The following is a 23,325-nucleotide window of genomic DNA, read 5'->3' on the forward strand; positions in this document are numbered from 1 at the left end:
CTCGCCTTAAAACGCAGTCATATATATACGTGTCGCAAGTATACCTAAAGTTCAGATTGCTTATCCAAATTGGGTCAATAAATAAGCTGATTTGAGCTTGCTTGTAAAAATACTGGCATTAATTCGCTGATGAAAGGCATAAATCGACTATTTGCTCTGACAGGTGGAATTCATTCGCTTTACAACTCATTAGATAATTCTTACATGCTAAATGCGTATTGGACGTAAGCGGTAGATAGCCATCGACCCAATGTATGCAGCGATGATTATTTACACCTATTAACTTTGTATAGAGAGAAAAGTAATGAGAAATAAAACCACAACATACAAATGGGCATATTTACCGTTTGTTTTCAGTTCGGCAGCTATATTAGCAACTCAGGCGACAGCCGGACCAGTAGCTGGCAGTCAGCAGTACCAAGATGCTAGACAAGTAAATAGAGCTACCCACGAATACGTAGGTGGCAATACACAGATTGGCTTTGGTATTACCGATGATGGCGATACAGATGTTGAATTCAATCAAGTGCTTTCAGAAGGCGATAACCACAGCACAAGCGCTGGTTTATGGGCTGGATATGATTTACAAGGAGATGAGAAAGGTCTTCTTGGTCGTGGCGCACAAATCAACCATAACTGGGTGTCACGTGACGCGTCAGGTCGTGCTACTCGAGTTAATAAAGTATTTGCAGCTTATGATCGCAATGAAGCTGATCATGAAAAAGCGACAGTCGGTTACGGCCAGGAAAATGAGCATCTATTTTGGGAAGGTCATGTAAGTAAAGGGCTTTCAGGAAGAAAAGATGTTAGAGAAGTAGGAACTAATGGACAGAAAGTGTCTGATAGAGCATATGCATGGGGAGCTGGTGGTAGTGTTGGTAAGTTCTTGCCAGATGCTAACATGCGTATTCGCGCTGGTTTAGATCATGAGTGGAGTGATAAAGTTGGGGCAGGTGAAAAAGATGCTCGAAATACAACACTTTCTGCTGGTATTGAAAAGTTCTTTCAGGGAACAGGTCATAGTCTATCTCTAGATGTTGCGGGTTCTAAGCAGTCTGGTGGTTACCTGGATGGTGGAACAGACGATACTGATGTAACTGGTAGACTTGGTTATAAGTATGACTTCGGTGGTGCAAGTATTTATCAACCTGATAGACGTTACCGTCGTGTTCGTGTGGAAGTTCCTGGAAAAGCGACTCCTCCACGTTATGTACAGAAGCAACAATTTAAGCGTGTTCCTACGTATAAGACTGTTCCTGTATATGGTAAGAAAACAGTTAAGAAGCCTTACAAGCAATTAGTCAAGAGTACTATGGAGCTTGAAGGTCAAACATTCTTTAAATTGAATAGCTCTAAGCTTATTCCATCTGCACAAACACGTTTGAAGCAGATTGCGGCTCAAATTCGTAAGAGTGGATACAAAGGTTCAATTAGAATTACAGGTAATACATGTGGTTTAGGTGATCCAGTATATGACCAAATCCTATCTGAGAAACGTGCGAAAGCGGTTAAAAACTTCTTAATCAAGAACGGATTTAACCCTGATCATTTAGTGGCACGTGGTTTAGGTAAAGGACATCCAAAGTACCCACGTACTCCTGATCAAGACTTCAAAAACCGTCGTGTTGATATAGAGTATGTTTCTGAGAAGCAAATTTACAAAACAGGATATAGAACAGAAACACAAAATGTTCAAACAGGTACACGTCAAGTAGCTACAGGATTCAAGAATATTCCTGCAGGTTCTAAGAATGTAATGATTGATAGTGGTCGACCTGGTGCTCCACGAGTTGTTTGGAGAACTGAAGCAATACCTACATCTCCAGCATGGATCAAGCGCGCTTTACATAATAATATTCAGCATGATCGAAGCGTTAATACCTACACTACAACCGAAGGTTTTGACAATATAGATAATACTGTAAAAGCAGCTAATGATAAGGCGCAGACATTACAGGATGTGCCTGTAACTATTAATGTATTGTCCAATGATGATGCTGATGCAACAATTACTCGTATAGTATCTGGGCCTTCTAACGGAAGTGCATCTATTGTAGGTGATCAAATCGTATACACTCCTAATCCAGGTTTCTCAGGAACTGATTCACTTACCTATGAGGTTACAGATCCCAATGGCAATAAAACAACAGCAAGAGTTGATATAGTTGTAATTAAAGCTGTAAATACAGGCCCAGTTGCCGTAAATGATGTAACAACGGCGTCATGTAGTGGTCCAGTTACAATTAATGTGTTAGGTAATGATAGCGATGCTGATAATGATACATTGACTGTAATTAGTTTTACTCAACCAGCTAACGGAACTGTTAAACAAACCTCTAATGGAGTCTTTGTATACACTCCAAATACTGACGCTTGTGGAACAGATGAAACATTTGAATACACAATCTCCGATGGTAATAATGGAACTGACACTGCGACCGTAACGGTTTCAGTAGATGCAGAGTTAGATGATACTGTTAAAGCAGTAAATGATTTGGCTACTACAGATCAAGGTCAAGCAGTAACTGTTGATGTACTTAACAATGATGATGCTGATGCTTCAATTACACGTATCGTTACTGGTCCTTCTAACGGAAGTGCGGCTATAGTAGATGGTCAAATTGTTTACACGCCAAATGCAGGATTCGTTGGAGATGATACCTTCACTTATGAAGTTCAAGATCCACAAGGAAACAAGACCACGGCAACAGTTACTGTAACGGTTAATCCTGCGGATAATGGAATTAATGCAGCGAATGATTCTGCAACAACAGATGAAGGTGAAGCGGTAACTATCAATGTACTAAGTAATGATGATGCCGATGCTTCAATAACTCGAGTGGTGTCTAACCCATCAAATGGTTCTGCTACTATAGTCAATGGTCAAATTGTTTATACGCCAGATGCAGGTTTCTCAGGCACTGATACCTTCACTTATGAAGTTCAAGATCCACAAGGAAACAAGACCACGGCAACAGTTACTGTAACGGTTAATCCTGCGGATAATGGAATTAATGCAGCGAATGATTCTGCAACAACGGATGAAGGCAAGGCAGTAACGATCAATGTGCTAAGTAACGATGATGCCGATGCCTCGATAACTCGAGTGGTATCTAACCCATCAAATGGTTCTGCTACTATAGTCAATGGTCAAATTGTTTATACACCAAATGCAGGTTTCTCAGGCACTGATACCTTCACTTATGAGGTACAGGATCCACAAGGTAACAAGACAACAGCAACGGTTACTGTAACGGTTAACCCTGTTGATGACGATGTAAAAGCAGCGAATGATTCGGCAACAACGGGTCAAGGCGAAGCAGTAACGATTGATGTACTTGATAATGATGATGCAGATGCCTCCATAACACGAGTAGTAATATCACCGTCAAATGGATCAACAAGTATTGTTGGTGGTCAGATTGTCTATACTCCAAATGCTAATTTCTCAGGCACTGATACCTTTACTTATGAAGTACAGGACCCACAAGGAAACAAGACAACAGCAACCGTTACGGTGACAGTTACTCCTAGTAATACCAAGCCGGATGCTGTCAATGACTCAGAAACTACCGGTTATGATGAGGCAGTAAAGATCAATGTACTTGGTAACGATACCGATCCTGAAAACGATGCCTTAACGGTTGAAAGTGTAACCCAAGGTACTGAAGGTGGAACTGTAACGATACTTTCTAATGGTCAAGTAGAATACACACCTGCATCAGGTTTTACAGGAACAGATACATTCACTTACACTATTTCTGATGGTAACGGTGGAACGGATACTGCAACTGTAACAGTTACCGTAGAAGGACCAGCTAATACGGCTCCGATTGCGAACGATGACTCAGCTACAGCAGCTTGTAGTGCCATTAATATAGATGTGCTAGATAATGACAGCGATCCTGATGGAGATACTCTAAGTATTATTGGAGTAGATGGTGTAAGTCCTGGTGCTATGGCTTCAATCGTAGGTGGAATGATCGTTTATACGCCTAACCCTGATACTTGTGGTAAAGGTGGTTCAGATAGTTTTACTTACACAATATCTGACGGAAATGATCACACAGCTTCTGCTACTGTTAATATTTCACTTAAAGGTGTATCAGGCACAGATATTAATGCTGAGCCTGATGATGTTATGACTAAGGAAGGTGAGAGCGTAGATATTCATCCTCTACGTAATGACTCAGGTACAGGAATTAGAATCATCGCAGTCGATACGCCTAAGCATGGCACAGTAACATTCACAAATAGTAAGGTTACTTACACGCCAGATGCGGGATACACTGGAATGGATAGTTTCTGGTACGACATCGTTGATTCTAGTGGTGCAGGAACTTCTGCATTAATCGTTGTTGATGTTATGGAAGGATGTGTAAAGGATCACAAGTGTAATTAAAAGAGTTAGTAGGATGTAAATCGGTCAAGGATGATCGGAAAAAGCCACAGTTTTTACTGTGGCTTTTTTTATGCTTATAAACTTTATTAAAACTTAGTTTGAATTGATTAAGGATATTAACGTTGAAATTCTTAGCTATGTTAAGCTTCATAAAATTTATAATTTCGCTTTAATCATGCCTAATAATACATCTGCAAAAATACCTAAGAAAAGACGCTGGTTTCGATTTCTATTAGAAATACTACTTATAGTAGCAATTGTTATCGGAATTCGTACCTGGCAGCAAAAAGACTTGGTGAGTGGCGTTGCTCCGAGTTTTCAAAGTGTCATGGTTGATGGAAAAACAGTTAATCTGGAAGACTATAGTGGTAAGCCACTATTAATTCATTTCTGGGCAAGTTGGTGCCCTTTTTGTAAATTTGAAGAAAGCAGCATAACCGAGATTCAACAAGATTGGTCTGTACTAAGTGTTGCCTATCAGTCCGGTGATAAAGACGAAGTTGTTAAACACATGCAGGAAAGAGGCATAGAAAGCTGGCCAACAATCATTGATGCTGATAGCCGACTAGCAGATCTATTTGGCGTTAAAGGAGTGCCGACGAGTTATATTATCGATGGTAATGGAAATATACGATTTACAGAAGTGGGTTTAACCAGTGGCTGGGGTCTAAGAGCTAGAATGTGGTGGGCAGATAAGTTTAAGTAAAGAGTTCTAAATAATAAAAAGTGCCTAGCTCTACATAAATTCCGTTTACGTTTTCAAATATCAAAAACATAATAACATTCATAAGTAGGGGGGTATTTAATTTAAAGCTTATTTCTTTGCAGGTTGGGGCCTAGAGAATACCCAATTTTCATTTGTAGACTCTTTTGGGTTAAATTTATAACCTTCTGCGCCAAAATCTTTGATATCTTCAATATGTTCAATGCGGTTTCTTAAAATGAAATCCGCCATCATGCCGCGTGCTTTTTTAGCAAAAATAGCAATTACTCGCGTTTTTCCATCTTTAGTTTCTTTGAAATTAACCGAAAGAATTCTACCATCTAGAACCTTCGGTTTAACCGATTTGAAATACTCATTTGAAGCTAAATTAACCAATACTTTTTCAGTTTGGTCTTCAAGGCTTTCATTCAACTGCTGGGTGATTTTATCTCCCCAGAATTGATAAAGGTTGTCTCCGCGAGGGTTTTTGAGCCTTGTTTTCATCTCTAGGCGATATGGTTGGATTAAATCCATAGGACGAAGAGCGCCATACAAGCCAGACAAAATTCTTAGATGATTTTGCGCGTACGCTAAATCATCATCGGAATACTTATCTTTTTGAATGCCAGAGTACACATCGCCTTTGAAGGCAAACAGTGCAGCTTTCGCATTTTTTGTGTTGAAATCACTATTCCAGTCTTGAAAACGCTGAACATTCAAATTCGAAATGTTTTCGCTCACGTCCATAAGTTGACCAACGTCTTCTGAATTCAGCTTTTTAGCTTCATTAATCAGAAGTTGTGAGTCTTCAAGTTGTTCAGGAAGCGTATGAATATCCGAGGGTGTCGGAGTATCAAAGTCTTGTCCTTTGGATGGTGAGAGAGTGATTATCATAAAACTTACTCAGCCATTAACTTCTCATATTTGAGCATTAATTGATCTTCGGTTTCTTCATTGTCTGGATCTTTGGGAATGCAATCCACAGGACAAACTTCTACGCACTGAGGCTCATCATAATGACCCACACACTCAGTACACTTATCTTTATCTATTTCGTAGATTTCTTCGCCCATGTAAATAGCTTCATTTGGGCATTCTGGTTCGCATACATCACAGTTGATGCATTCATCGGTAATTAGCAGTGACATCTTAAATCCTTATTTTTTGCTAGTCTAAACAGTTGATGCAATTTTAACAGTAGAAAATTAAAAAAACAGTAACCTTTATCAATATATGCTTATATAAGGATGATTATGGGAAAAGCAAACAGTTAGACTAAACTATTTATTTTTTAATGCCTCATTCACTAGCGGGTGAACAAAATTTGAAATGTCTCCTCCCAGAGAAGCGACTTCTTTAACTAGAGAGGATGAGATAAATGAATATTCATCTGCTGGCATAAGAAATATTGACTCAATATCAGGAGCAAGGTTTCTATTCATGCTGGCTAATTGAAACTCATATTCGAAATCAGATATTGCTCTTAATCCTCTGATTAGTATCATCGCATTTTCTTTTTTAGCAAAATCAACGAGTAATTCCTGAAAGCCTTTTACTGTTACATTTGGGCAATCAGCAAGAACTTTTTCGGCCATATTTATGCGTTCTTCAAGTGTAAACTTAGGGTTTTTTCTAGTGCTACTTGCTATCGCCACAATTACATTGTCGAACATTTTAGCTGCTCGGTGAATTAGGTCTATATGACCATTAGTAATCGGATCGAAAGTTCCTGGGTAAATTGCAGTTTTTTTATTGGTATCAGTCATATAAGTCTCAAGCTTTAAAATCGGTTTATTACAGAGCCATCACAGCATCAGCTTCTATTTCTACCCCTTTAGGTAATGCTGATATTTGCAAAGCGGCTCGTGCTGGATAAGGTTGAGACATAAACTCTGCCATAACTTCATTGACGGTTGCAAAGTTACTAAGGTCTGTTAAGAAAATATTAATTTTTACGATGTCGTTAATCGTACCACCAGCAGCTTCTGTAATGGCTGCCAGGTTTTTGAAAACTTGACGAGCATTTTCAGCAAAATCACCTTCAACAACTTCCATTGTTTCTGGGACTAAAGGTATTTGACCTGAAATATAAACCGTATTATCAACTTTAACAGCCTGAGAATAAGTACCTATTGCTTGAGGTGCGTTTGTAGTTGAAATTATTTCCTTGCTCATTTTTAAATCCTAATATTAAATCAATTTGATTTTTCAAAAACTCTTGTAACATCAAGTACATGATGTTGGTTATTTATTGCTTCTGCAATTTGTCTAAGGTGGCTTGCATTACTCACTTGTACTAAAAAGTACATATCTTTTATATCACGATCACCTGAAATGTTTATATCTTCAATGTTAACTTGCATTTTTTCTAATAGATCTGTGATGTGTGAAAGCACTCCAACCCGGTTTCTAACCTGTACATTTAATGCAGCAAGAAAATGAGTTTCCTGGCTTGTATCATCTACCCAGGCTATGCTGAAAATGTCTTTCTGGTTAAAGCGTGAGCTTTTAGATAATGCAGGGCAATTTGCGCGATGCACTTCTAAACCGCTTTGTTCATCGAGCCTCGCAACAATCATATCATTAGGAATAGGGTAGCAGCAGGATTGTAAGTGTACAGCAAGTCCTTCAGTGCCTTTTATCAGTAGGAGTTGATCTTCATTTTCTTCTTCACTTAATGGAATCAAAGAATCATCATTAAGCAGGCGTCTCGCGACTAACTTTGCAGACTGGTTTCCTCTGGCGATGCTTGTAAGCAATGCATCTAGATCTTTAAGATCAAGAGCTTTTAGTGTTAGCTCAACGTTCTCTGCTGATATAGTTTTTAAAGATTGGTTATATGGCTGTAATGCTTTATCAAGAATCTGCTTGCCTAAAGATAAAAACTCATGAGTCTTGCGTTTGTTGATCCAGCCACGAATTGAAGATCGGGCTTTTGCAGTAATAACGTAGTTTAGCCAAGACGAATGAGGAGTTGCCTCTTCATCAGTAAGGATTAAAACGGTAGCTCCATTAGGCAAAGCGGTATTTAGCCTTGCGGGCTCACCATCGATGACTGCTGAAACACATTTATTGCCGACTTCTGTATGGATAGAGTAGGCAAAATCTATGGGGGTAGCACCTTTAGGTAATACCTTCACTTCCCCTCTAGGAGTTGATACATAGATTTCACTTAAGAATAAATCAGCTTTCATATCCTCTAAAAATTCTGCTGCGTTGCCGGTGACTTTCTGAATTTCTTCAACCTGTTGTAACCAGCGATTTAGATACATCTGTGATTTATCAGATGACTTTAATAATTCTGGATAGCGTTTAGTAGCAACGATGCCATATTGAGCAATTTGATACATCTCATGGCTTTGAATTTGGACAAAAATTAACTGTCTTTGAGGAGTGAGTAGCGCGGTTTGTAATGCTTGAAAGCCATAACCTTTAGGGGTCGCAATAAAGTCTTTAAAGGTGCCTAATTTAGGGTGAAATAGTTGATGCAGAATGCCTAAGGTCAGATAGCACTCGTTGGTTGAGTTAACTAAAACCCTAACTTCAAGTGCTTCTTTGCTATTTATGATGCGTTTTCTGCCGTTGCTTCTTTCAATGCGCTTGTAAACTTTGTAGATGTTTTTATTCCAGCGGAATACTTGAGCTTTAAGGTCGTTTTCAAATAATGCTTGTGAAATATTAGTGACAATTTCTTGATGTTTTTCTTCGTTGTCAGCATTAAATTTTTCTAGTGCTTGTTGCAGTAGTTTTGCTCGCCAGGGATGTAAGTGCTTAAAAGCATTGATTTGTAATTCTTTGCGCATGGTGTTCATTCCCATGCGTCGGGCGAGTGGTACGTGTATATCTAAGGTTTCTTTGGCAATACGTCGTCGGGATTCAGGGCTTCTAACGCCTAAGGTTTTTACATTGTGTAAACGATCGGCAAGTTTTATCAATACTACCCGGTAGTCTTGAGTCATCGCAGCCATCATTTTTTGAAAACTGGCCGCCGCCGCTTCTTGTCTTGAGTTGAATTCTCCACCAGCGAGTTTGGTAACGCCATCGACTAAATCGGCAACTACTTTGCCAAATTGGTCAGTTATATCTTTTTTGGAATAATGAGTATCTTCGATGACATCATGCAAAAGCGCAGCACATACCGTGTCTGCGTCCATATGGAATTCTGCAAGTGTGTGGGCGACTTCTAGAGGGTGAAATATATAGAATTCGCCAGATTTTCTAACTACACCATCATGTGCTTCGGCAGCCAGTAGAAAAGCGTTATAGACTTTACTAATGTCTTCAGCGCTCATATAGCGCGAAACCACCTCCGTAAGATCGGACGCCTTGATTAAAGGTGGTTTGGCTTCCTCGGACATATCTAATGTTATTTACTCAGCTTTTAGGCAAACTAAGCTTCAAGGAAGCTGAATAAAAAAACTTATTAACCAATACTAATTTCTACAGGTTCTTGAGACTGATCTTGATCAAGTGTCATTTCATGAGGTGCCGCTAATTCAGCTGCGCTTTCTACGCTAACGTTGTCCGCAATCTCACGTAGAGCGATGACTACTGGTTTATCATTATCTTCTTCAACAAGCGGTTGAGCACCATCAGCGATATCTCTTGCGCGCTTAGAGGCTTTCAATACTAATTCGTAGTTTGTATCTACAAATTCTAAACAATCTTCTACTGTTACACGGGCCATGATTATACCTTCAAAAATTCATTAAATTATGGCTCCAGTATAAACGCCAATTTGTAAAAAGATAAGAGTTAGTTAGCCTTTATCCGACTAATAGAGGGCTAATAGGTAACTAATTTTATGTTATTCTGCATTTTTTCGTATTCTGAGACTAAAACGTGGCAAAAGTGAAAAGTGACAAGACATTTTTTCATGGGAAATCTGAAAGCACAGGTGTCCTTTTAATCAACCTTGGTACACCACAGGAACCCACAAAATCTTCGGTTAGAAGTTTTCTAAAGCAGTTTTTGTCGGATGGGCGCGTCATTGAGATACCCAAGCTGGTTTGGTTACCCATTTTGTATGGGTTTATTCTGCCAAAGCGACCGCAGGCCAGTGCTAAAAACTATAAAAAAGTCTGGATGGATGAAGGTTCTCCTTTAATGCACTATAGCGTGCGCCAGCAAAAGCTATTGCAAAAAGAAATGGAGTCACGATTTAGCGGTCCTGTTCATATCGAATTAGCGATGCGCTATGGTGACCCAGATATAGAGTCAGGCATCGATAGGTTACAAGAAAAGGGCGTAAGACGAGTACTGATATTGCCTTTATACCCTCAGTATTCAGCAACTACTACAGCAACGAGTTTCGATGAAATATTTAAAGTATTTAGTGCGAGACGCTGGATACCAGAGCTGCGTTTTGTTGCTCAATATCACGATCATCCATCTTACATAAATGCTTTGGCAGATAGCGTTAAAGAATTCTGGAAGAATAATAAGCGAAGCGAAGTGTTGATGATGTCATTCCATGGCTTGCCTAAAAGAAATCTTGAGTTAGGCGATCCTTATTTTTGCCATTGCCATAAAACAGGACGTTTGTTAGCTGAGAAATTAGGCTTGAAAGATAAAGAATGGAAGCTGACCTTCCAATCCCGATTTGGCAAGGCAGAATGGCTTAAGCCATACACAGATAAGACCTTGAGTGAAATGCCTGCAGAAGGCATAAAATCAGTTGATATAGTTTGCCCAGGTTTCCCTTCGGATTGTATTGAGACGCTTGAAGAAATCAATATGGAAAACCGTGGATATTTCATGGAAGCGGGTGGTGAAGAGTATCAATATATTCCAGCGCTCAATGATAATCAGGAACATGTAAAAGCGCTGGCAGATATTATTCAACAACATACTCAGGGTTGGGTTGAAACCGATAGTAACTGGCAGGCTTCAGCAGCTGAAAAACAGAGTGAAATTACCAAGAAGCAAGCTCAAGAACATGGTGCAAAAATATGAGTGATGGACTCATTATGAATCAAAAAATCGGATTGATTTTGATTGGAGATGAGCTGCTCAACGGATCTCGCCAAGATAAACATATGGCACATGTTCTGGGAATATTGAAAGCCAGAGGAATGTCTTTAAGCTGGGTAAGAATGATTGGTGATGGACGTGATGAAATTATTGCTAATCTAATGCAAACAAAAGCGCTGGATGATGTCGTTTTTAGCTTTGGTGGAATTGGCGCTACACCAGATGATCAAACACGTGCAGCGGCCGCTGAGGCCTTTGATCAAAAGTTTATATGTCACCCAGATGCAAAAGCCTTAATCGAAGGAAAATTTGGTGAGAGTGCCTACCCGAACCGCATTTTAATGGCCGATTTACCAGAAAAAGCGACGATGATTCCAAACCCGGTTAATCAAGTTCCTGGTTTCAAAGTTGAACATCACCATTTTGTGCCAGGCTTTCCAGATATGGCATGGCCTATGGTCGAGTGGGTACTTGATACCTATTATTCTCATTTGAAAAATGACACGCCAAATGTCGAATGGCGCTGGGATATTCTGGGTACGCCAGAAAGTGTTCTATTGCCGATGATGAATGAATTACTGGAGAAGTTTAAAGAAGTTAGATTATCGAGTTTGCCGAGTACTGTTAAACGAGGTGACTTGATTGATTTTGGTTTGAAAGGACCAGAAGACGCAGTCACCAAAGCGGCAAAATGGCTGGAAGATCAATTGCAAGGCATGCATGTTGAGTACAAATTCAGAGAGACTAAATAATTATATTTTTAGTGTTAATTATGTCTAGACTTGAATCTCAAACAAACCTCAACTTGGACCGGGCAAAACTTGCTCTTATAAATTTAATGACTAGCCAAAACAGAATAAAAAAGCCCCTAAAGTGGGGGGGTGACATTTTATTTAATAAAAATACTGTTTTAACAGGTGATTGGACATGAGCCAGCAATGTGGCATTAAATTCAGCGCTTCTTTGTTGCATCCTAAGTTCTTTCTCACTTGGATTGGTTTGGGTGCTTTTTACTTAATATCTTATATGCCGGTATCTGTTCGGCATACTCTTGGGCGTCAAATCGGAAACTTTATCTATAAGAGCCCAAGGCGTCGAAACACTGTGAGCTCGAATCTTAAAATTGCTTTTCCCGAATTAAATGCAGAAGAACTAGATGATTTGACGCACAAAAATATGCAATGGTATGGCTGTGCGTTGATTGACTACAGCCTGATTTTCTTTGCCAGCCGTAAACGTTTAAGCAAGGTTCTTGAAATTCAGGGTGAAGAGTATATCGATCAGGCGATGCAAAATAAGCAAAGTGCCATCATTCTGCTTTCACACAGTATGATGCTGGAATTTGCGCCTGCAGCGCTGGGCGTTAAATACGATATTTTCGGCTCTTATAAAACCTCTAAAAACCCAGTGATGGATTGGATTATTGCAAGAAGTCGTTGTCGTTATGCCAGTATGGTGGTGGCTAGAGATGAAGGTTTGAGAAAGCTGGTCAAATCAATGTCACCAGACCGGCTAATGGTGTTTTTGCCAGACGAAGATTTAGGTCTGGATAATTCAGTGTTTGTTCCATTTTTTAGTCGACAGAAATCTACCTTAACCACTACAGCCCGTTTAGCAAAAATGGGGAATGCTGTCGCGCTTCCCACATTTACATATTATGATAATAATAAAAGAAAATACGTTGCTAAAATATTAAAGCCACTAGAGAATTACCCCTCCGCAGATGCCGCTGCCGATGCGCTGAATATGAATCAAGCGCTTGAGTCATTGATCAGAGAGCATCCAGAACAGTATATGTGGACTATGAAATGGTATAAAACACGTCCAGAGGGCGAGGCAAAAGTGTATTAAATGGCAATTTTATTTCCCGTTCTATTTCCTATATTCGTATTAATTCTGGTTGGGTATCTGTATGCCAAATTCCGTCATGTAGATATGGAATTTGCCAACCGAACCAATATGGAAATTTTCATTCCTGCGCTTTTAATAGAAGCATTATCACGTAAAAGCTTTAATCTTATGGATTATCAGCTGCTGGCAATTGCTGGAATTTTAGTGGTGCTCCTTTCAGGTGTTTTGGCTTGGGTTTTTGCTAAGGCTTTTAAGCTATCTGTACCTATGTTTGTGCCTTCCATGATGTTTAATAATTGTGGAAATATGGGGCTACCATTAGCCATTTTGGCCTTTGGCGAAGAGGCGTTAAGTGCCGCCGTCGTTTTATTCCTGATGTCCAATCTACTACATTTTACATTGGGTACGTATATAGTTGGCGGCAAAATATCCTGGCGGAATCTGCTCAAGATGCCGGTAAACATTGCGACCATTATCGGTTTGGTGATTAGTTTTTCGCATTGGCAAATGCCAGAAGTGATTCATATTCCCATACAAATGTTGTCACAAGTTGCGATTCCTTTGATGTTGGTTTCATTAGGCGTACGTATGACAACGGTTGATTTAAGTGCGTGGCGTTTAGGTATGATTGGGGCGGTTTTGTGTCCATTGTTTAGTGTAGTAATAGCCTTTGTCTTATTGCTATTCATACCGATTGAACCTGCTCAACGCGTACAATTGCTGATATTTGCCACGCTACCTCCTGCTGTTTTAAATTATATGTTTGCTGAAAAATATAACCAGCAACCGACTGAAGTGGCATCAATGGTGGTGGTTGGAAATGCCTTGTCATTATTTACCTTGGCACTGATGTTGTTATATCTGGATTAAACGCAATTAAAGTTTATCGATCGCCTTATTGCGAATCTTTAACTTAAGATTGATAATCAGCAATTTGAAAAATCAGAAAGTGAAATGTCATGAGCAAGTTCTGGAGTAAACGCACACACGAACTCAGCCCTTATACGGCAGGAGAGCAGCCACAGGATCAGCAGTATATAAAGCTCAATACTAATGAGAATCCATATCCGCCTTCTCCGTTAGCCATTGAGGCAATGCAAGCCGCTTCTGGTGAAGCAATGCGTTTATACCCTGATCCAAATTCATTTGAGTTGAAGCAAGCTATCGCTGATAATTTTTCGGTATGGACCGATCAGGTATTTGTAGGCAATAGCTCTGATGAAGTGTTGGCGCATGCCTTTGTTGCCTTGCTTAAGCATTCCAAACCTTTGATATTTCCTGATATCAGCTACAGCTTTTATCCATCTTACTGCAAATTATTCAATATAGATCATAAGCAGATTCCGCTTGCGGATGACTTCACGATTGATCTCGATGATTACAGTGAAGAAACGGCTGATCAGGTTGGGGCGATTATTTTCCCTAACCCTAATGCACCCACTGGAATTGCATTAACGTTGAATGAAATCGAAAAGATTCTCAAAGCAAATCCAGATTCGCCAGTGGTTATTGATGAAGCCTATGTCGATTTTGGTGCACGAACAGCGATCTCTTTGGTGAATGATTATCCCAATCTTCTGGTAACTCAAACCTTTTCTAAATCACGTTCTTTGGCGGGGTTACGAGTGGGATTTGCAATTGGCTCAGTTGAAATGATTGAAGCTCTAGAGCGTGTTAAGAACTCCTTTAATGCATATCCACTCGACAGAGCTGCGATCGCTGGAGCGGCGGCTTCAATAAAAGATAGAGCTCACTTTCAAGAGAATTGCTCCAAGATTATCAAAACGCGTGAAAGGGTATCTGCTGAATTATCAGATCTTGGTTTTACTGTGTTGCCTTCTAAAGCAAATTTTGTATTTGCCAAACCAGAACAAGATGCTGAAAAGCTCTATCTTGATTTAAAAGCGAACGGTGTACTCGTGCGATATTTTAACAAACCACGAATCAATGGATTTTTAAGAATAACCATCGGCACAGATGAAGAAATGGATCTGTTTATAGCTAAGTTGAAGGACTTACTTTAATTAAACGTTTGTAAAAAAAACCTCGTTAAAGTAGGGGGGTGACTTAAGAAATTAATTACCCCCGTACTTATTTACAAATTAGGTTTAGTTGTCGCTTAGAATTCCTGGATATTCGTCTGTTAGATTAAATAAGATATCTTCTATTTTTCGATATAGCACAAACTGTCGAAGTTCATATTCAATCTCTTCGATAACGTAAGTACTTTGACTTTCCATCAGGTAATCCAGATCTTCACCTGTAGAATAAAAAGTATCTGTAAGTGCATAAGTTGCTGGTGCAGATGTACAGAGACACAGCACTAGACCAAGTTTTATTATTAATGTTTTCATTTCAAGCCCGAAATATTTGTTAATTTATTCTTAGTATTGTTACTCCCATTATAGTAATTCATATTTCCTTTTTTGTGAAGCACTGAATCACGCTGTATTAGGCTTTATAGGTGTTTTGTTACATCAATTTAGTTTTAGTTATTTCGCGTTAGTAAGCAGCTTTCCTACAGCGACCCTAAGTAGACTGATGGCTTCCTTTTTACCACTTATTTCCCCACTCATCTTTTGAGTAACATCTTGCCAGCAATTTTTTTGTAAGACTTTGATGATTAATATATTTCTCTCGGTCGGAGTTAATGATTGATTTTCTGGCAACTTGCTTAGAACCAGTTTCCAGATCAATCCCAGGTTGTTCTCATAACCTCTTAAGCAGTATGCAAAGCCTTCTAACTGCTTTATGGAAAATGCCTCAAAAGTAGGGGGGTGACCTAATTGATCAATGAATTGTGGCAATAGTGAAAATGCTAATTCTGGTTCTAAATCGCGTAAAGGATCACTCAAAAGGTGAGGGTAATTTTGTGAAAAATTAGTCTGCGCTTGTTTTACGAGTTTATTGCCATCTGGTGACTTAGCATTCAACATCACCACAGAATGCGTGCCGCTACTGGCATCGCGTTTCATTCCTAAATATACCGAGCTAAAACCTAGTAGTTGCCAGAATTTTAATAGATGTGATGTAGCCCCAAAACTGGTACTGACATAATCTGCTGAAGATGATTCGACCAGCTGAGTTAGGAAGAAAGAACCAATTCCTTGATTTTGTAATTCAGGATTTACTGCTATCCGACTGATTCTGTCACCCGAAAGTTTTGTTGCTGATTCTATTCCAACATTTACTGATAATGACTGTGCTACAAGATGGCCTTTAATGCGTCGTTTTCCTGTGAAAATATCAGCAGATAATGACTGATCTATTTTTCCTTCTCTTATAATTAACGCAACTGCAATAATAGTATTTTCATGCTCTAGGCAATAAAGCGTTGTTTCATTGTCATCGAGTAAATGCATCAAATCTGATGGCTTGGTTTGATAATGTGCACCAACTAATAAACCAAAAAAGGCTTTGAGTTTGACTTCATCTTTCAACAGGTCGTTTTTACTAATAGTAGAAAATTCACATTGTGATAATTCTAAATTCTCATTGATATTCTGAGGTAATTCGCTCGGCTCAGCATCGAGAAGCAGGGTATCGAAAGTGAATTGCTCGAGAGAATCATTTTCATTCCAGCGAATGGGTGTATTTAGATGGTAGCTATTCCAGCCAGGCGTTTGTTTATCTAGAACCTTTTTGAAATTAATAGAAAAACCGCGACCACTGCCTTCGTAGCCGTGGTGAGTACTGGCAAAAACAATTCGAGAATAGTTTGTCAAAAGCGCCGTCAGAATACTGACTGGAATCGCAGCAGCTTCATCTACTAAAATCAAATCTGCCGTAGGTTTCTGGCGCTGTAAATCATCAGGCGAAAAGAAGCAGATATTCCCATGGTTTAACGCATCGGGATTCAATCTAGAAGCGTGTTGGAAAACCATTGCCGCGATCTTTTTGCTAGGGGCGCAAACGATGATTTTTTCATAGCCCTGTTCGATTAGTACTGCTGCAGCAATACCTAAAGCTGTAGATTTACCCCTGCCACGATCTGATGATAAAACTAAAGGCCTACGCCTATGGCCTTTGACAACATGGATAATTGCTTCGACAGCTTGTTTTTGTTCTAACGAAGCATAAATATCGGAGTATGACTCTTTGCTTGTTTTTACGTTGTTTGGTTTAGGCAAAACTGTGAGCGCAGTTTCTTTAGTCTTGATAAAAACCACGTTGTTAGATGCATCAAGCAAACGATCGAAACGTTTTAAAAACAGGCTATCTTCAGAATAGTTCTCTGGTTTTAATAAGAGTAAATAGCCACCGCAACGAATAGTGCCGGCAATCGCGCCAAATGCATTAGGATCAAAGCATTCATGCGAATGAAAAATTACCGCATCAAACTCTTGCCCTAAAAGTGTATTGGCTTTTTTAGGGTCATCAAGTTCAATGGAATCAAGATTTTCAGTGAGTTTTTTAGCAGCCTCTAGACAATCGTTCAATTCTCCGGAAATGACTATTAGATGCCGGTCTTCTGGATTGAATGTTGATGGAATGCTCATTTTAATCAAAGACGATTAAGTCATATTCCAGCGATAGTGTGATGTGATTGGATAACGTCGGTCTTTACCAAAAGCGCGTTTTGTAATGCGAATGCCAGGGGCGGATTGACGACGTTTGTACTCATTGAGTAGTACCATATTTGCCACACGCTCAACCATTTCAGCGTCGTAACCCTGGGCAACAATATCTTCCACGCTTTGAAACTCTTCAATGAACATTCTCAACACAGCATCGAGAATATCATAAGGTGGTAATGAGTCCTCATCTACTTGATCGGGTGCTAGCTCAGCTGAGGGTGGGCGAGTAATGACTCTGTCTGGAATGATTTCTTTGTACTTTGGATTTTCTACTGTGCCATCACCAATTTCATTTCTAAAACGAGCAAGATCATAAACGGTGGTTTTAAACACATCTTTAAGTGGTGCATAGCCGCCAGCCATATCACCATAAAGCGTGGCATAACCCACAGCCATTTCACTCTTGTTGCCGGTTGCTAGAAGCATTTTCCCCAGTTTGTTCGACATCGCCATCAGCAATACACCGCGAGAGCGTGCCTGAATATTCTCTTCAGTGACATCGCGTTCTAATCCTTCGAATTCAGCTGATAATGCAGTCATGAAGCTTTCAAAGATATTCTCAATCGGTATTTCACGGTATTTCACACTTTGGGTTTTTGCTTGCTGCGCTGCATCGTATTTGCTGATATCAGCGGTATAACGGAAAGGCATCATAATCGCTTCAACGTTTTCTGCACCCAGAGCATCTACCGCAATTGCCATGGTGAGCGCTGAATCTATTCCACCAGAAAGTCCAAGTATAATCCCGGGGAAGCCGTTTTTATCAACGTAATCTTTAACACCTAGAACCAGTGCATCATAGATGTTCTTAAGATTGTTTTGTTCCAAAGGTGTTATGAAATTCTGGGGCGATTCATCTAGAAGTGTATGAGTGAACAAGCCTGATTCAAAATTAGGTGCTTGTAGTAGCAATTTGCCCTGCTGGCTAACAATCAAAGATCCACCATCAAAAATTAATTCATCCTGCCCGCCGACTAAATTCGAATAAACAATGTCAAGTGCATTCTTTTTTGAGCGCTTTTCTAGTAGTTCAATGCGTTCTTTGGTTTTATTGGTGCGAAATGGTGAGGCATTCAACACAAAAAGTACTTCAGCGCCTTCTGCTTTAGCCGTTTTTGCAGGGCCTTTGCGCCAGATATCTTCGCAAATAAGTAGGCCAACTTTGTGCCCGTTTATTTCTACAATACTACTATTAGGTCGATGACTATCAGTGGCTGAACCACCACGTCTGAAATAACGTTTCTCATCAAATACCCGATAGTTTGGTAAATGCCGCTTGGCATATTCATGGATGATCTTGCCGTCCTTTAATACGCAAGCCATATTATAAAGGCGTTTTGCACGAGTTACGGGAGCGCCAATCACAACCGCAATAGCAGGTGCGACCTGTGTCAAATCTTGTAGCATCGTTTCGACTTTGCGTAAGAAGTTCTGTCTAAAAAGAAGATCTTCAGGCGGATAGCCTGTTATCACTAACTCAGGAAATAAAACGACATCCGCATTCTGTTTTTGTGCTTCCAGAATAGCCTCTGAAATCATTTTGAAATTTTGCTTAAAACTACCAACGATAGGATTAATCTGAGCGATAGAAACAGTTAGAGACATTGCATAAAGCCTTCATTTAAGAAGGCTTTAATTTTATTAGTCTTTTAATAACATAGCTACTGAAAGTATTATCTGAAAACAGTCGTTATAAAAAAGTGCCTAAAAGTAGGGGGGTGACCTAAATTTATTAAATCTTTCGTCTTTCAATATAAGTATATCTAACTCATAAAACCTAAATCATTAGTGTCGAAATTACTTAGATTAGGGAAAATCTCATTCATATCGCTGTCTGACATTCCCATCCATTTGGCTAATGTTGATCCATATTGGTCGACGCCATATTTGGGGATGAAGCGTCCGGTATCTTGTGCATCATCGGGTCCATCAATGGTTAGATTAATCGGCTCGCCGTGAACTTGGCCGCCTTTAACTGCATCACCCATGATTATATTGTGACCTGCCCATGCGTGGTCTGTTCCATCACCGTTAATGCTCATGGTGCGACCAAATTCGCTGGCGGTGAAGGTTGTAACGCTGTCTGCAATTCCAAGTTCTACGGTTGTGTCATAGAAGCTTTTTAAGGCGTCGTTGAGTTTACCCAGTCTTTCAGCATGGTCGGCTAATTGATTACCATGCGTATCCCAACCGCCTAAAGCGACAAAGAATATTTGGCGTTTCTGCCCAAGATTCTCGCGAATAGAAATCATTTTTGCTGCCATCTTTAATTCAACAGCTAGTTCATTGTCATCGGGATATACTGTCGTAATCTCTTGCGCTTGAGCGATTTGCTCAATTAAAGAATTGATACGTTCTTCTGTGCTGTTATAGGTGCTTGTCATGTGTTGCTGTAACAGTGATGAGCTGCTACTGGCTTTGATTCTATTCCACGCTGCAATCCTACTTTCTTTGTGTGGACCATTAGGCCAGACATCGGGTGTGAAAGAACGAATTTGGGTGACGCCCTCATAAGGGTTTAATACAAAATCAAGAGGCTTAATACCTTTTTGCCATACGCTGTTTCCAGCAAGACTAAACATTGAAGGCTCCGTTGGATTGCTATTGGCGGATGCAAGCATGTCTATCATTCTTCCACCCCAGCCGGGAGGATGAATACTGTTTTTGGCGGTTGTACCGGTTTCCCAAAATTCTTGCTGATGGCTATGTGAAAACAAATCAGGTGGTAGTTGTACGGTATTGTTTTTGAATGATTGTCTTGTTGTTGGTTCGATTATCGCTCCGACATTAGTAGCGATGGCTAATTTGTCATCATTATAAAGTTGTTGTAAGTCGGGCAGAGAAGGGTGAAAAGCTTGCTCACCACCTTTCAATGCATGTAAAGAGTTACGCGAAATTGCCATTTCCGTTCTTGCCGCCTGATATTTTTGGTAAGCACTTTGTTCGTAAGGAATCATGGTATTAAAGGCATCGTTTCCGCCAAATAGGAAAACGCATACGAGTGTCTTATGATCTTCAAAATGACTGTAATTACTATCTGCAGCAATTGCTGCATTCATCATTTGGAGTTTCCCTTGAGTGGCCATTAATGATGAGGAGCCGACACCTACCGCCAGTTTTTTTAAGAAGCTGCGACGTGTTTGTAAGTTCTGTTTAGTCATAATGTTATCCTTTGTCCCTTCTTGTGCGAAGGTTGCCTCTTTAAATTATTTTTGGATTAAGTATTCCGGCGTACTTATGATCAATAAGATTGCCTCTCTGGCTTTTTGAAGTTGCCCCTCTCTCCCTTCCTGGTATATGTCAGGGGCATTTAAATGATCAGTGAGGATATCTCTTAGAGAGGAGCTCATATTGTTATCGAGTAACACTAAGCTAAGATAATCTAGGAGCTTTTCGGTATCTACGGCTAAATCTGTTACATCAGAAAGATTTAGTTTTGAATAGCCTTCCAGTTCAGGAGTAATAGGTTTGCTATCGCTAAATTCTTCTATTATCTGGTGGTATAGATTGCTGCCAGCAACCATCGTGTTTTCATTGATAATCTGAAACTCTGGGGCGCTTAGTCCATTTTCGCTAAGTATTCCGCTAGGTGAGTAGCTGGGCTTATAAAAATTAAAAACTGATCGGGCTTGCAAAGGACCTTGGCCAGTTATTTGCGCAAACCAATCGAGAGAACTATAGAAGTTGTAATTGCGGTAGTTACCCTCGCCGCAGCGCTTATCAGATTCCCAATAATGACCAACTTTTAGTGATGTCTGCATATCAAATACACGCCAGAGATGGCTCATGCGTAACATAGGTTCGCGAAGTTTACCGAAACTGTCAGGCTTGTTAGTAGCCAAAGCTTCATCATCCAATAAAATGGCACTAACCACTGCTTTCAAATCGCCCTTAATGCCTTCGCCATTATCATTAAATTTTTCTGCCACTCTTTCGACGTATTGTGGGCTTGGGTTACTGGTTACCAGGCGTTTAATTAATTGTTTACTAATAAATGGGGCAATATTTTGATGTTGAAAAATATTATCGAGCGCAAAGTCTAAATCTTGTCTCGCTGTTTGGTTGGCACTACTTTGTGCGCCATTTAGTAACGTTTTTGCTGAGATGTCATGGTATTTCTCAACAGCTACTAATGGCACTGTGTGGTCACCATGACCCAAATACTCATACCATTCCAGATTTGAGTAATTCCAGCCAGTAAAAACCTTTGCGAATTCTTCGATGGTTTTCTGATCATAGGTTGGGATTGTTGCGCCATTAGCATCTAATTTTTCGCTACCATCCAGGTTTAATTCGTGAACACCAATGGTAAACAGCTGTAAAAGCTCTCTTGCATAATTCTCATCAGGTCGAATGGTGCCTTCAGTGTTTGCTTTCTGATTGCGGGACATGCTTAAAAAATCACCCATAGCTGGGTGTAAGGTGACATCGGTGAGTAAATTGCGATAATTGCCAAAAGCGTGTTTTACCAGAACATCGTAATAACTGGTGACAGCATACTGAAAATTACTAAGCCCTAATCCTGGAGAGTCAGAAATAACCAATATTTCACTTAATGCAAGTGCGACTCGTTGACGTAATTGGTCTTCAGCGCCTGTAGCGGTTTCCCACCAAACTTGATGGCGTGCGTAAACTGCTTCCCATGTGTCGACTAATAGTTTTCCATCATCATCCTTATCAGCACACATTTGTTTAGCGAGTTGCTTAACGTAGGGGAAGTGGTAGGTTGGTGCTGTTAAAAATTGCTGGTTTAACCATGCGTCATAGGTTTCTTTAGCAAGTAATTGATTGATACTTTCTTTAGTAGGGCCGTAGGTTGAACGTGCGAGAAATTTTGATGCGTCACGTTGATTTTTAACTTGAATAGAACTCGTGGCGGTTGTTGTTGAGTCTGTAGATGGTGGCGTGGTTGTTATTATATCAGGAGTGTTTGACGTCGTTCCTGAGCCGCCTCCACCTCCGCAGGCAGATAGTACAACTGTAGTTACAAATAGGGTGACTATTTTGCAATTAATGGACATGATACTATCCTTTTTGTTTTATTTTCTAGCGGTGTTAAGACGTAGCTTCTTAGGTGCTTTTTTATATTTACTTAAGGCGATTACGTTAATCAAAGCACATCGTTAGATGGCTAATATGACAACTGACCGCTTAATTTATGCTTAACGTAATTTTTAAAATCTTTACCTTATGACAAATACTCTTAAAGAAGTTTCAAATAAATTGCATGCTAATCATCTTGTAATGGCAACTGCAGAGTCATGCACAGGTGGTTGGGTTGCCAAGCAAATAACTGATTTAGAGGGTAGTTCTGCTATTTTTGATCGTGGTTTTGTGACTTATAGCAATGAAGCAAAACAGGATATGTTGGGCGTTTCAGCGGAGACCATCAATGAATTCGGCGCCGTTAGTGAAGAGGTTGCATTAGAAATGGTTACTGGAGCTATCGAACATTCGAATGCAGATATTGCTGTATCAATAAGCGGTGTTGCAGGCCCTGCGGGTGGAACAGATTTAAAACCTGTCGGCACGGTTTGCTTTGGCTGGAAGAAAAAAGGAGGGGAAGCTCGTGCTGAAACAATACTTTTTAAAGGTGATAGGGACAGTGTGCGAAGTCAGGCTGTGGATTATGCTTTGAGTGGGATAATCAAGTTAATAGATAATTAAATACAATTGTTTGCTTTATGTTCGCTTTTGTGTTTAAAATAGAACAAACAACGAAATTGTATGATTGTTAAGTACACGTAAATAAGTACAAATGATCAACGAACAATATAACTAAGTATTTTTATAACTTAGATACAACAAAATAAATAGAT

At 39.8% G+C, this 23,325-nt stretch carries 19 protein-coding genes; 8 read left to right on the forward strand and 11 right to left on the reverse strand.

The window, feature by feature from the left end:
* The first annotated feature begins 304 nt into the window (after positions 1 to 304).
* Both Q1A31_RS11070 and Q1A31_RS11075 read left to right on the forward strand, forming a co-directional pair.
* The gene (locus Q1A31_RS11070) at positions 305 to 4,402 is read left to right on the forward strand and encodes an Ig-like domain-containing protein (protein WP_299876309.1); all 4,098 of its coding nucleotides are present in this window, start codon (positions 305 to 307) and stop codon (positions 4,400 to 4,402) included.
* 175 nt (positions 4,403 to 4,577) lie between these two features.
* The gene (locus tag Q1A31_RS11075; RefSeq protein WP_299876311.1) at positions 4,578 to 5,108 is read left to right on the forward strand and encodes a protein disulfide oxidoreductase; all 531 of its coding nucleotides are present in this window, start codon (positions 4,578 to 4,580) and stop codon (positions 5,106 to 5,108) included.
* Between the two features lie 108 nt (positions 5,109 to 5,216).
* Here the strand turns inward: Q1A31_RS11075 and yaaA are convergent, their stop codons facing one another.
* The 6 genes from yaaA to rpoZ form a co-directional block, all read right to left on the reverse strand.
* Positions 5,217 to 5,999, reverse strand: a complete 783-nt coding sequence (gene yaaA, locus Q1A31_RS11080; RefSeq protein ID WP_299876313.1) for a peroxide stress protein YaaA — start codon at positions 5,997 to 5,999, stop codon at positions 5,217 to 5,219.
* Positions 6,000 to 6,004: 5 nt separating this feature from the next.
* Positions 6,005 to 6,253: a YfhL family 4Fe-4S dicluster ferredoxin gene (locus Q1A31_RS11085; RefSeq protein ID WP_299876315.1), complete on the reverse strand. Its 249-nt coding sequence runs from the start codon at positions 6,251 to 6,253 to the stop codon at positions 6,005 to 6,007.
* A 132-nt stretch (positions 6,254 to 6,385) separates the two neighbouring features.
* Complete coding sequence (gene coaD, locus Q1A31_RS11090; protein ID WP_299876317.1) at positions 6,386 to 6,871, reverse strand: pantetheine-phosphate adenylyltransferase; 486 nt, start codon at positions 6,869 to 6,871, stop codon at positions 6,386 to 6,388.
* A 28-nt stretch (positions 6,872 to 6,899) separates the two neighbouring features.
* On the reverse strand, positions 6,900 to 7,280 hold the full coding sequence (locus tag Q1A31_RS11095; protein ID WP_299876319.1) for a RidA family protein: 381 nt from the start codon (positions 7,278 to 7,280) through the stop codon (positions 6,900 to 6,902).
* A 20-nt stretch (positions 7,281 to 7,300) separates the two neighbouring features.
* Positions 7,301 to 9,463: a bifunctional (p)ppGpp synthetase/guanosine-3',5'-bis(diphosphate) 3'-pyrophosphohydrolase gene (locus Q1A31_RS11100; RefSeq protein WP_299876321.1), complete on the reverse strand. Its 2,163-nt coding sequence runs from the start codon at positions 9,461 to 9,463 to the stop codon at positions 7,301 to 7,303.
* A 65-nt stretch (positions 9,464 to 9,528) separates the two neighbouring features.
* Positions 9,529 to 9,792 (reverse strand): DNA-directed RNA polymerase subunit omega, encoded by a 264-nt coding sequence (gene rpoZ, locus Q1A31_RS11105; RefSeq protein ID WP_299876323.1) that lies wholly within the window; start codon positions 9,790 to 9,792, stop codon positions 9,529 to 9,531.
* Positions 9,793 to 9,947: 155 nt separating this feature from the next.
* Here rpoZ and hemH point away from each other — a divergent pair, with 155 nt between their 5' ends.
* The 5 genes from hemH (at position 9,948) to hisC (ending at position 14,953) form a co-directional block, all read left to right on the forward strand.
* Complete coding sequence (hemH, locus tag Q1A31_RS11110) at positions 9,948 to 11,060, forward strand: ferrochelatase (protein ID WP_299876325.1); 1,113 nt, start codon at positions 9,948 to 9,950, stop codon at positions 11,058 to 11,060.
* Positions 11,061 to 11,074: 14 nt separating this feature from the next.
* Positions 11,075 to 11,830: a molybdopterin-binding protein gene (locus Q1A31_RS11115; protein WP_299876327.1), complete on the forward strand. Its 756-nt coding sequence runs from the start codon at positions 11,075 to 11,077 to the stop codon at positions 11,828 to 11,830.
* A 175-nt stretch (positions 11,831 to 12,005) separates the two neighbouring features.
* Positions 12,006 to 12,929: a lysophospholipid acyltransferase family protein gene (locus Q1A31_RS11120; RefSeq protein WP_299876329.1), complete on the forward strand. Its 924-nt coding sequence runs from the start codon at positions 12,006 to 12,008 to the stop codon at positions 12,927 to 12,929.
* The gene (locus Q1A31_RS11125) at positions 12,930 to 13,799 is read left to right on the forward strand and encodes an AEC family transporter (protein WP_299876331.1); all 870 of its coding nucleotides are present in this window, start codon (positions 12,930 to 12,932) and stop codon (positions 13,797 to 13,799) included.
* Positions 13,800 to 13,888: 89 nt separating this feature from the next.
* On the forward strand, positions 13,889 to 14,953 hold the full coding sequence (gene hisC, locus Q1A31_RS11130) for a histidinol-phosphate transaminase (protein ID WP_299876333.1): 1,065 nt from the start codon (positions 13,889 to 13,891) through the stop codon (positions 14,951 to 14,953).
* Between the two features lie 84 nt (positions 14,954 to 15,037).
* On the opposite strand, the gene Q1A31_RS11135 is transcribed toward hisC, so the two are convergent.
* The 5 genes from Q1A31_RS11135 to Q1A31_RS11155 all read right to left on the reverse strand — a co-directional run bounded on the left by Q1A31_RS11135 (position 15,038) and on the right by Q1A31_RS11155 (position 22,527).
* Positions 15,038 to 15,283 carry a hypothetical protein gene (locus Q1A31_RS11135; RefSeq protein WP_299876335.1) on the reverse strand — a complete coding sequence of 82 codons (246 nt, stop codon included), beginning with the start codon at positions 15,281 to 15,283 and terminating at the stop codon, positions 15,038 to 15,040.
* 138 nt (positions 15,284 to 15,421) lie between these two features.
* Positions 15,422 to 17,428 carry a tRNA(Met) cytidine acetyltransferase TmcA gene (locus Q1A31_RS11140; RefSeq protein WP_299876337.1) on the reverse strand — a complete coding sequence of 669 codons (2,007 nt, stop codon included), beginning with the start codon at positions 17,426 to 17,428 and terminating at the stop codon, positions 15,422 to 15,424.
* A 15-nt stretch (positions 17,429 to 17,443) separates the two neighbouring features.
* On the reverse strand, positions 17,444 to 19,111 hold the full coding sequence (locus tag Q1A31_RS11145) for an NAD+ synthase (RefSeq protein ID WP_299876339.1): 1,668 nt from the start codon (positions 19,109 to 19,111) through the stop codon (positions 17,444 to 17,446).
* 158 nt (positions 19,112 to 19,269) lie between these two features.
* Positions 19,270 to 20,667 (reverse strand): DUF1501 domain-containing protein, encoded by a 1,398-nt coding sequence (locus Q1A31_RS11150; protein WP_299876341.1) that lies wholly within the window; start codon positions 20,665 to 20,667, stop codon positions 19,270 to 19,272.
* Between the two features lie 45 nt (positions 20,668 to 20,712).
* Positions 20,713 to 22,527: a DUF1800 family protein gene (locus tag Q1A31_RS11155; RefSeq protein ID WP_299876343.1), complete on the reverse strand. Its 1,815-nt coding sequence runs from the start codon at positions 22,525 to 22,527 to the stop codon at positions 20,713 to 20,715.
* Between the two features lie 169 nt (positions 22,528 to 22,696).
* On the opposite strand from Q1A31_RS11155, the gene Q1A31_RS11160 reads away from it, so the two are divergent.
* Positions 22,697 to 23,173, forward strand: a complete 477-nt coding sequence (locus tag Q1A31_RS11160) for a CinA family protein (RefSeq protein WP_299876345.1) — start codon at positions 22,697 to 22,699, stop codon at positions 23,171 to 23,173.
* The last annotated feature ends 152 nt before the right edge of the window (positions 23,174 to 23,325 follow it).

It is taken from the genome of uncultured Cocleimonas sp. (assembly GCF_947495625.1).
GTDB lineage: Bacteria > Pseudomonadota > Gammaproteobacteria > Thiotrichales > Thiotrichaceae > Cocleimonas.

What these genes read in the sequence shown, in the direction of transcription:
- Q1A31_RS11150 (WP_299876341.1), bottom strand. Translation starts at nt 20,667, where the DNA reads ATGACTAAACAGAACTTACAAACACGTCGCAGCTTCTTAAAAAAACTG.
- Q1A31_RS11085 (WP_299876315.1), bottom strand. Translation starts at nt 6,253, where the DNA reads ATGTCACTGCTAATTACCGATGAATGCATCAACTGTGATGTATGCGAA.
- Q1A31_RS11120 (WP_299876329.1), top strand. Translation starts at nt 12,006, where the DNA reads ATGAGCCAGCAATGTGGCATTAAATTCAGCGCTTCTTTGTTGCATCCT.
- Q1A31_RS11070 (WP_299876309.1), top strand. Translation starts at nt 305, where the DNA reads ATGAGAAATAAAACCACAACATACAAATGGGCATATTTACCGTTTGTT.
- Q1A31_RS11100 (WP_299876321.1), bottom strand. Translation starts at nt 9,463, where the DNA reads ATGTCCGAGGAAGCCAAACCACCTTTAATCAAGGCGTCCGATCTTACG.
- rpoZ (WP_299876323.1), bottom strand. Translation starts at nt 9,792, where the DNA reads ATGGCCCGTGTAACAGTAGAAGATTGTTTAGAATTTGTAGATACAAAC.
- Q1A31_RS11135 (WP_299876335.1), bottom strand. Translation starts at nt 15,283, where the DNA reads ATGAAAACATTAATAATAAAACTTGGTCTAGTGCTGTGTCTCTGTACA.
- Q1A31_RS11075 (WP_299876311.1), top strand. Translation starts at nt 4,578, where the DNA reads ATGCCTAATAATACATCTGCAAAAATACCTAAGAAAAGACGCTGGTTT.
- yaaA (WP_299876313.1), bottom strand. Translation starts at nt 5,999, where the DNA reads ATGATAATCACTCTCTCACCATCCAAAGGACAAGACTTTGATACTCCG.
- Q1A31_RS11145 (WP_299876339.1), bottom strand. Translation starts at nt 19,111, where the DNA reads ATGTCTCTAACTGTTTCTATCGCTCAGATTAATCCTATCGTTGGTAGT.
- Q1A31_RS11115 (WP_299876327.1), top strand. Translation starts at nt 11,075, where the DNA reads ATGAATCAAAAAATCGGATTGATTTTGATTGGAGATGAGCTGCTCAAC.
- Q1A31_RS11160 (WP_299876345.1), top strand. Translation starts at nt 22,697, where the DNA reads ATGACAAATACTCTTAAAGAAGTTTCAAATAAATTGCATGCTAATCAT.
- hisC (WP_299876333.1), top strand. Translation starts at nt 13,889, where the DNA reads ATGAGCAAGTTCTGGAGTAAACGCACACACGAACTCAGCCCTTATACG.
- coaD (WP_299876317.1), bottom strand. Translation starts at nt 6,871, where the DNA reads ATGACTGATACCAATAAAAAAACTGCAATTTACCCAGGAACTTTCGAT.
- Q1A31_RS11155 (WP_299876343.1), bottom strand. Translation starts at nt 22,527, where the DNA reads ATGTCCATTAATTGCAAAATAGTCACCCTATTTGTAACTACAGTTGTA.
- Q1A31_RS11140 (WP_299876337.1), bottom strand. Translation starts at nt 17,428, where the DNA reads ATGAGCATTCCATCAACATTCAATCCAGAAGACCGGCATCTAATAGTC.
- Q1A31_RS11095 (WP_299876319.1), bottom strand. Translation starts at nt 7,280, where the DNA reads ATGAGCAAGGAAATAATTTCAACTACAAACGCACCTCAAGCAATAGGT.
- Q1A31_RS11125 (WP_299876331.1), top strand. Translation starts at nt 12,930, where the DNA reads ATGGCAATTTTATTTCCCGTTCTATTTCCTATATTCGTATTAATTCTG.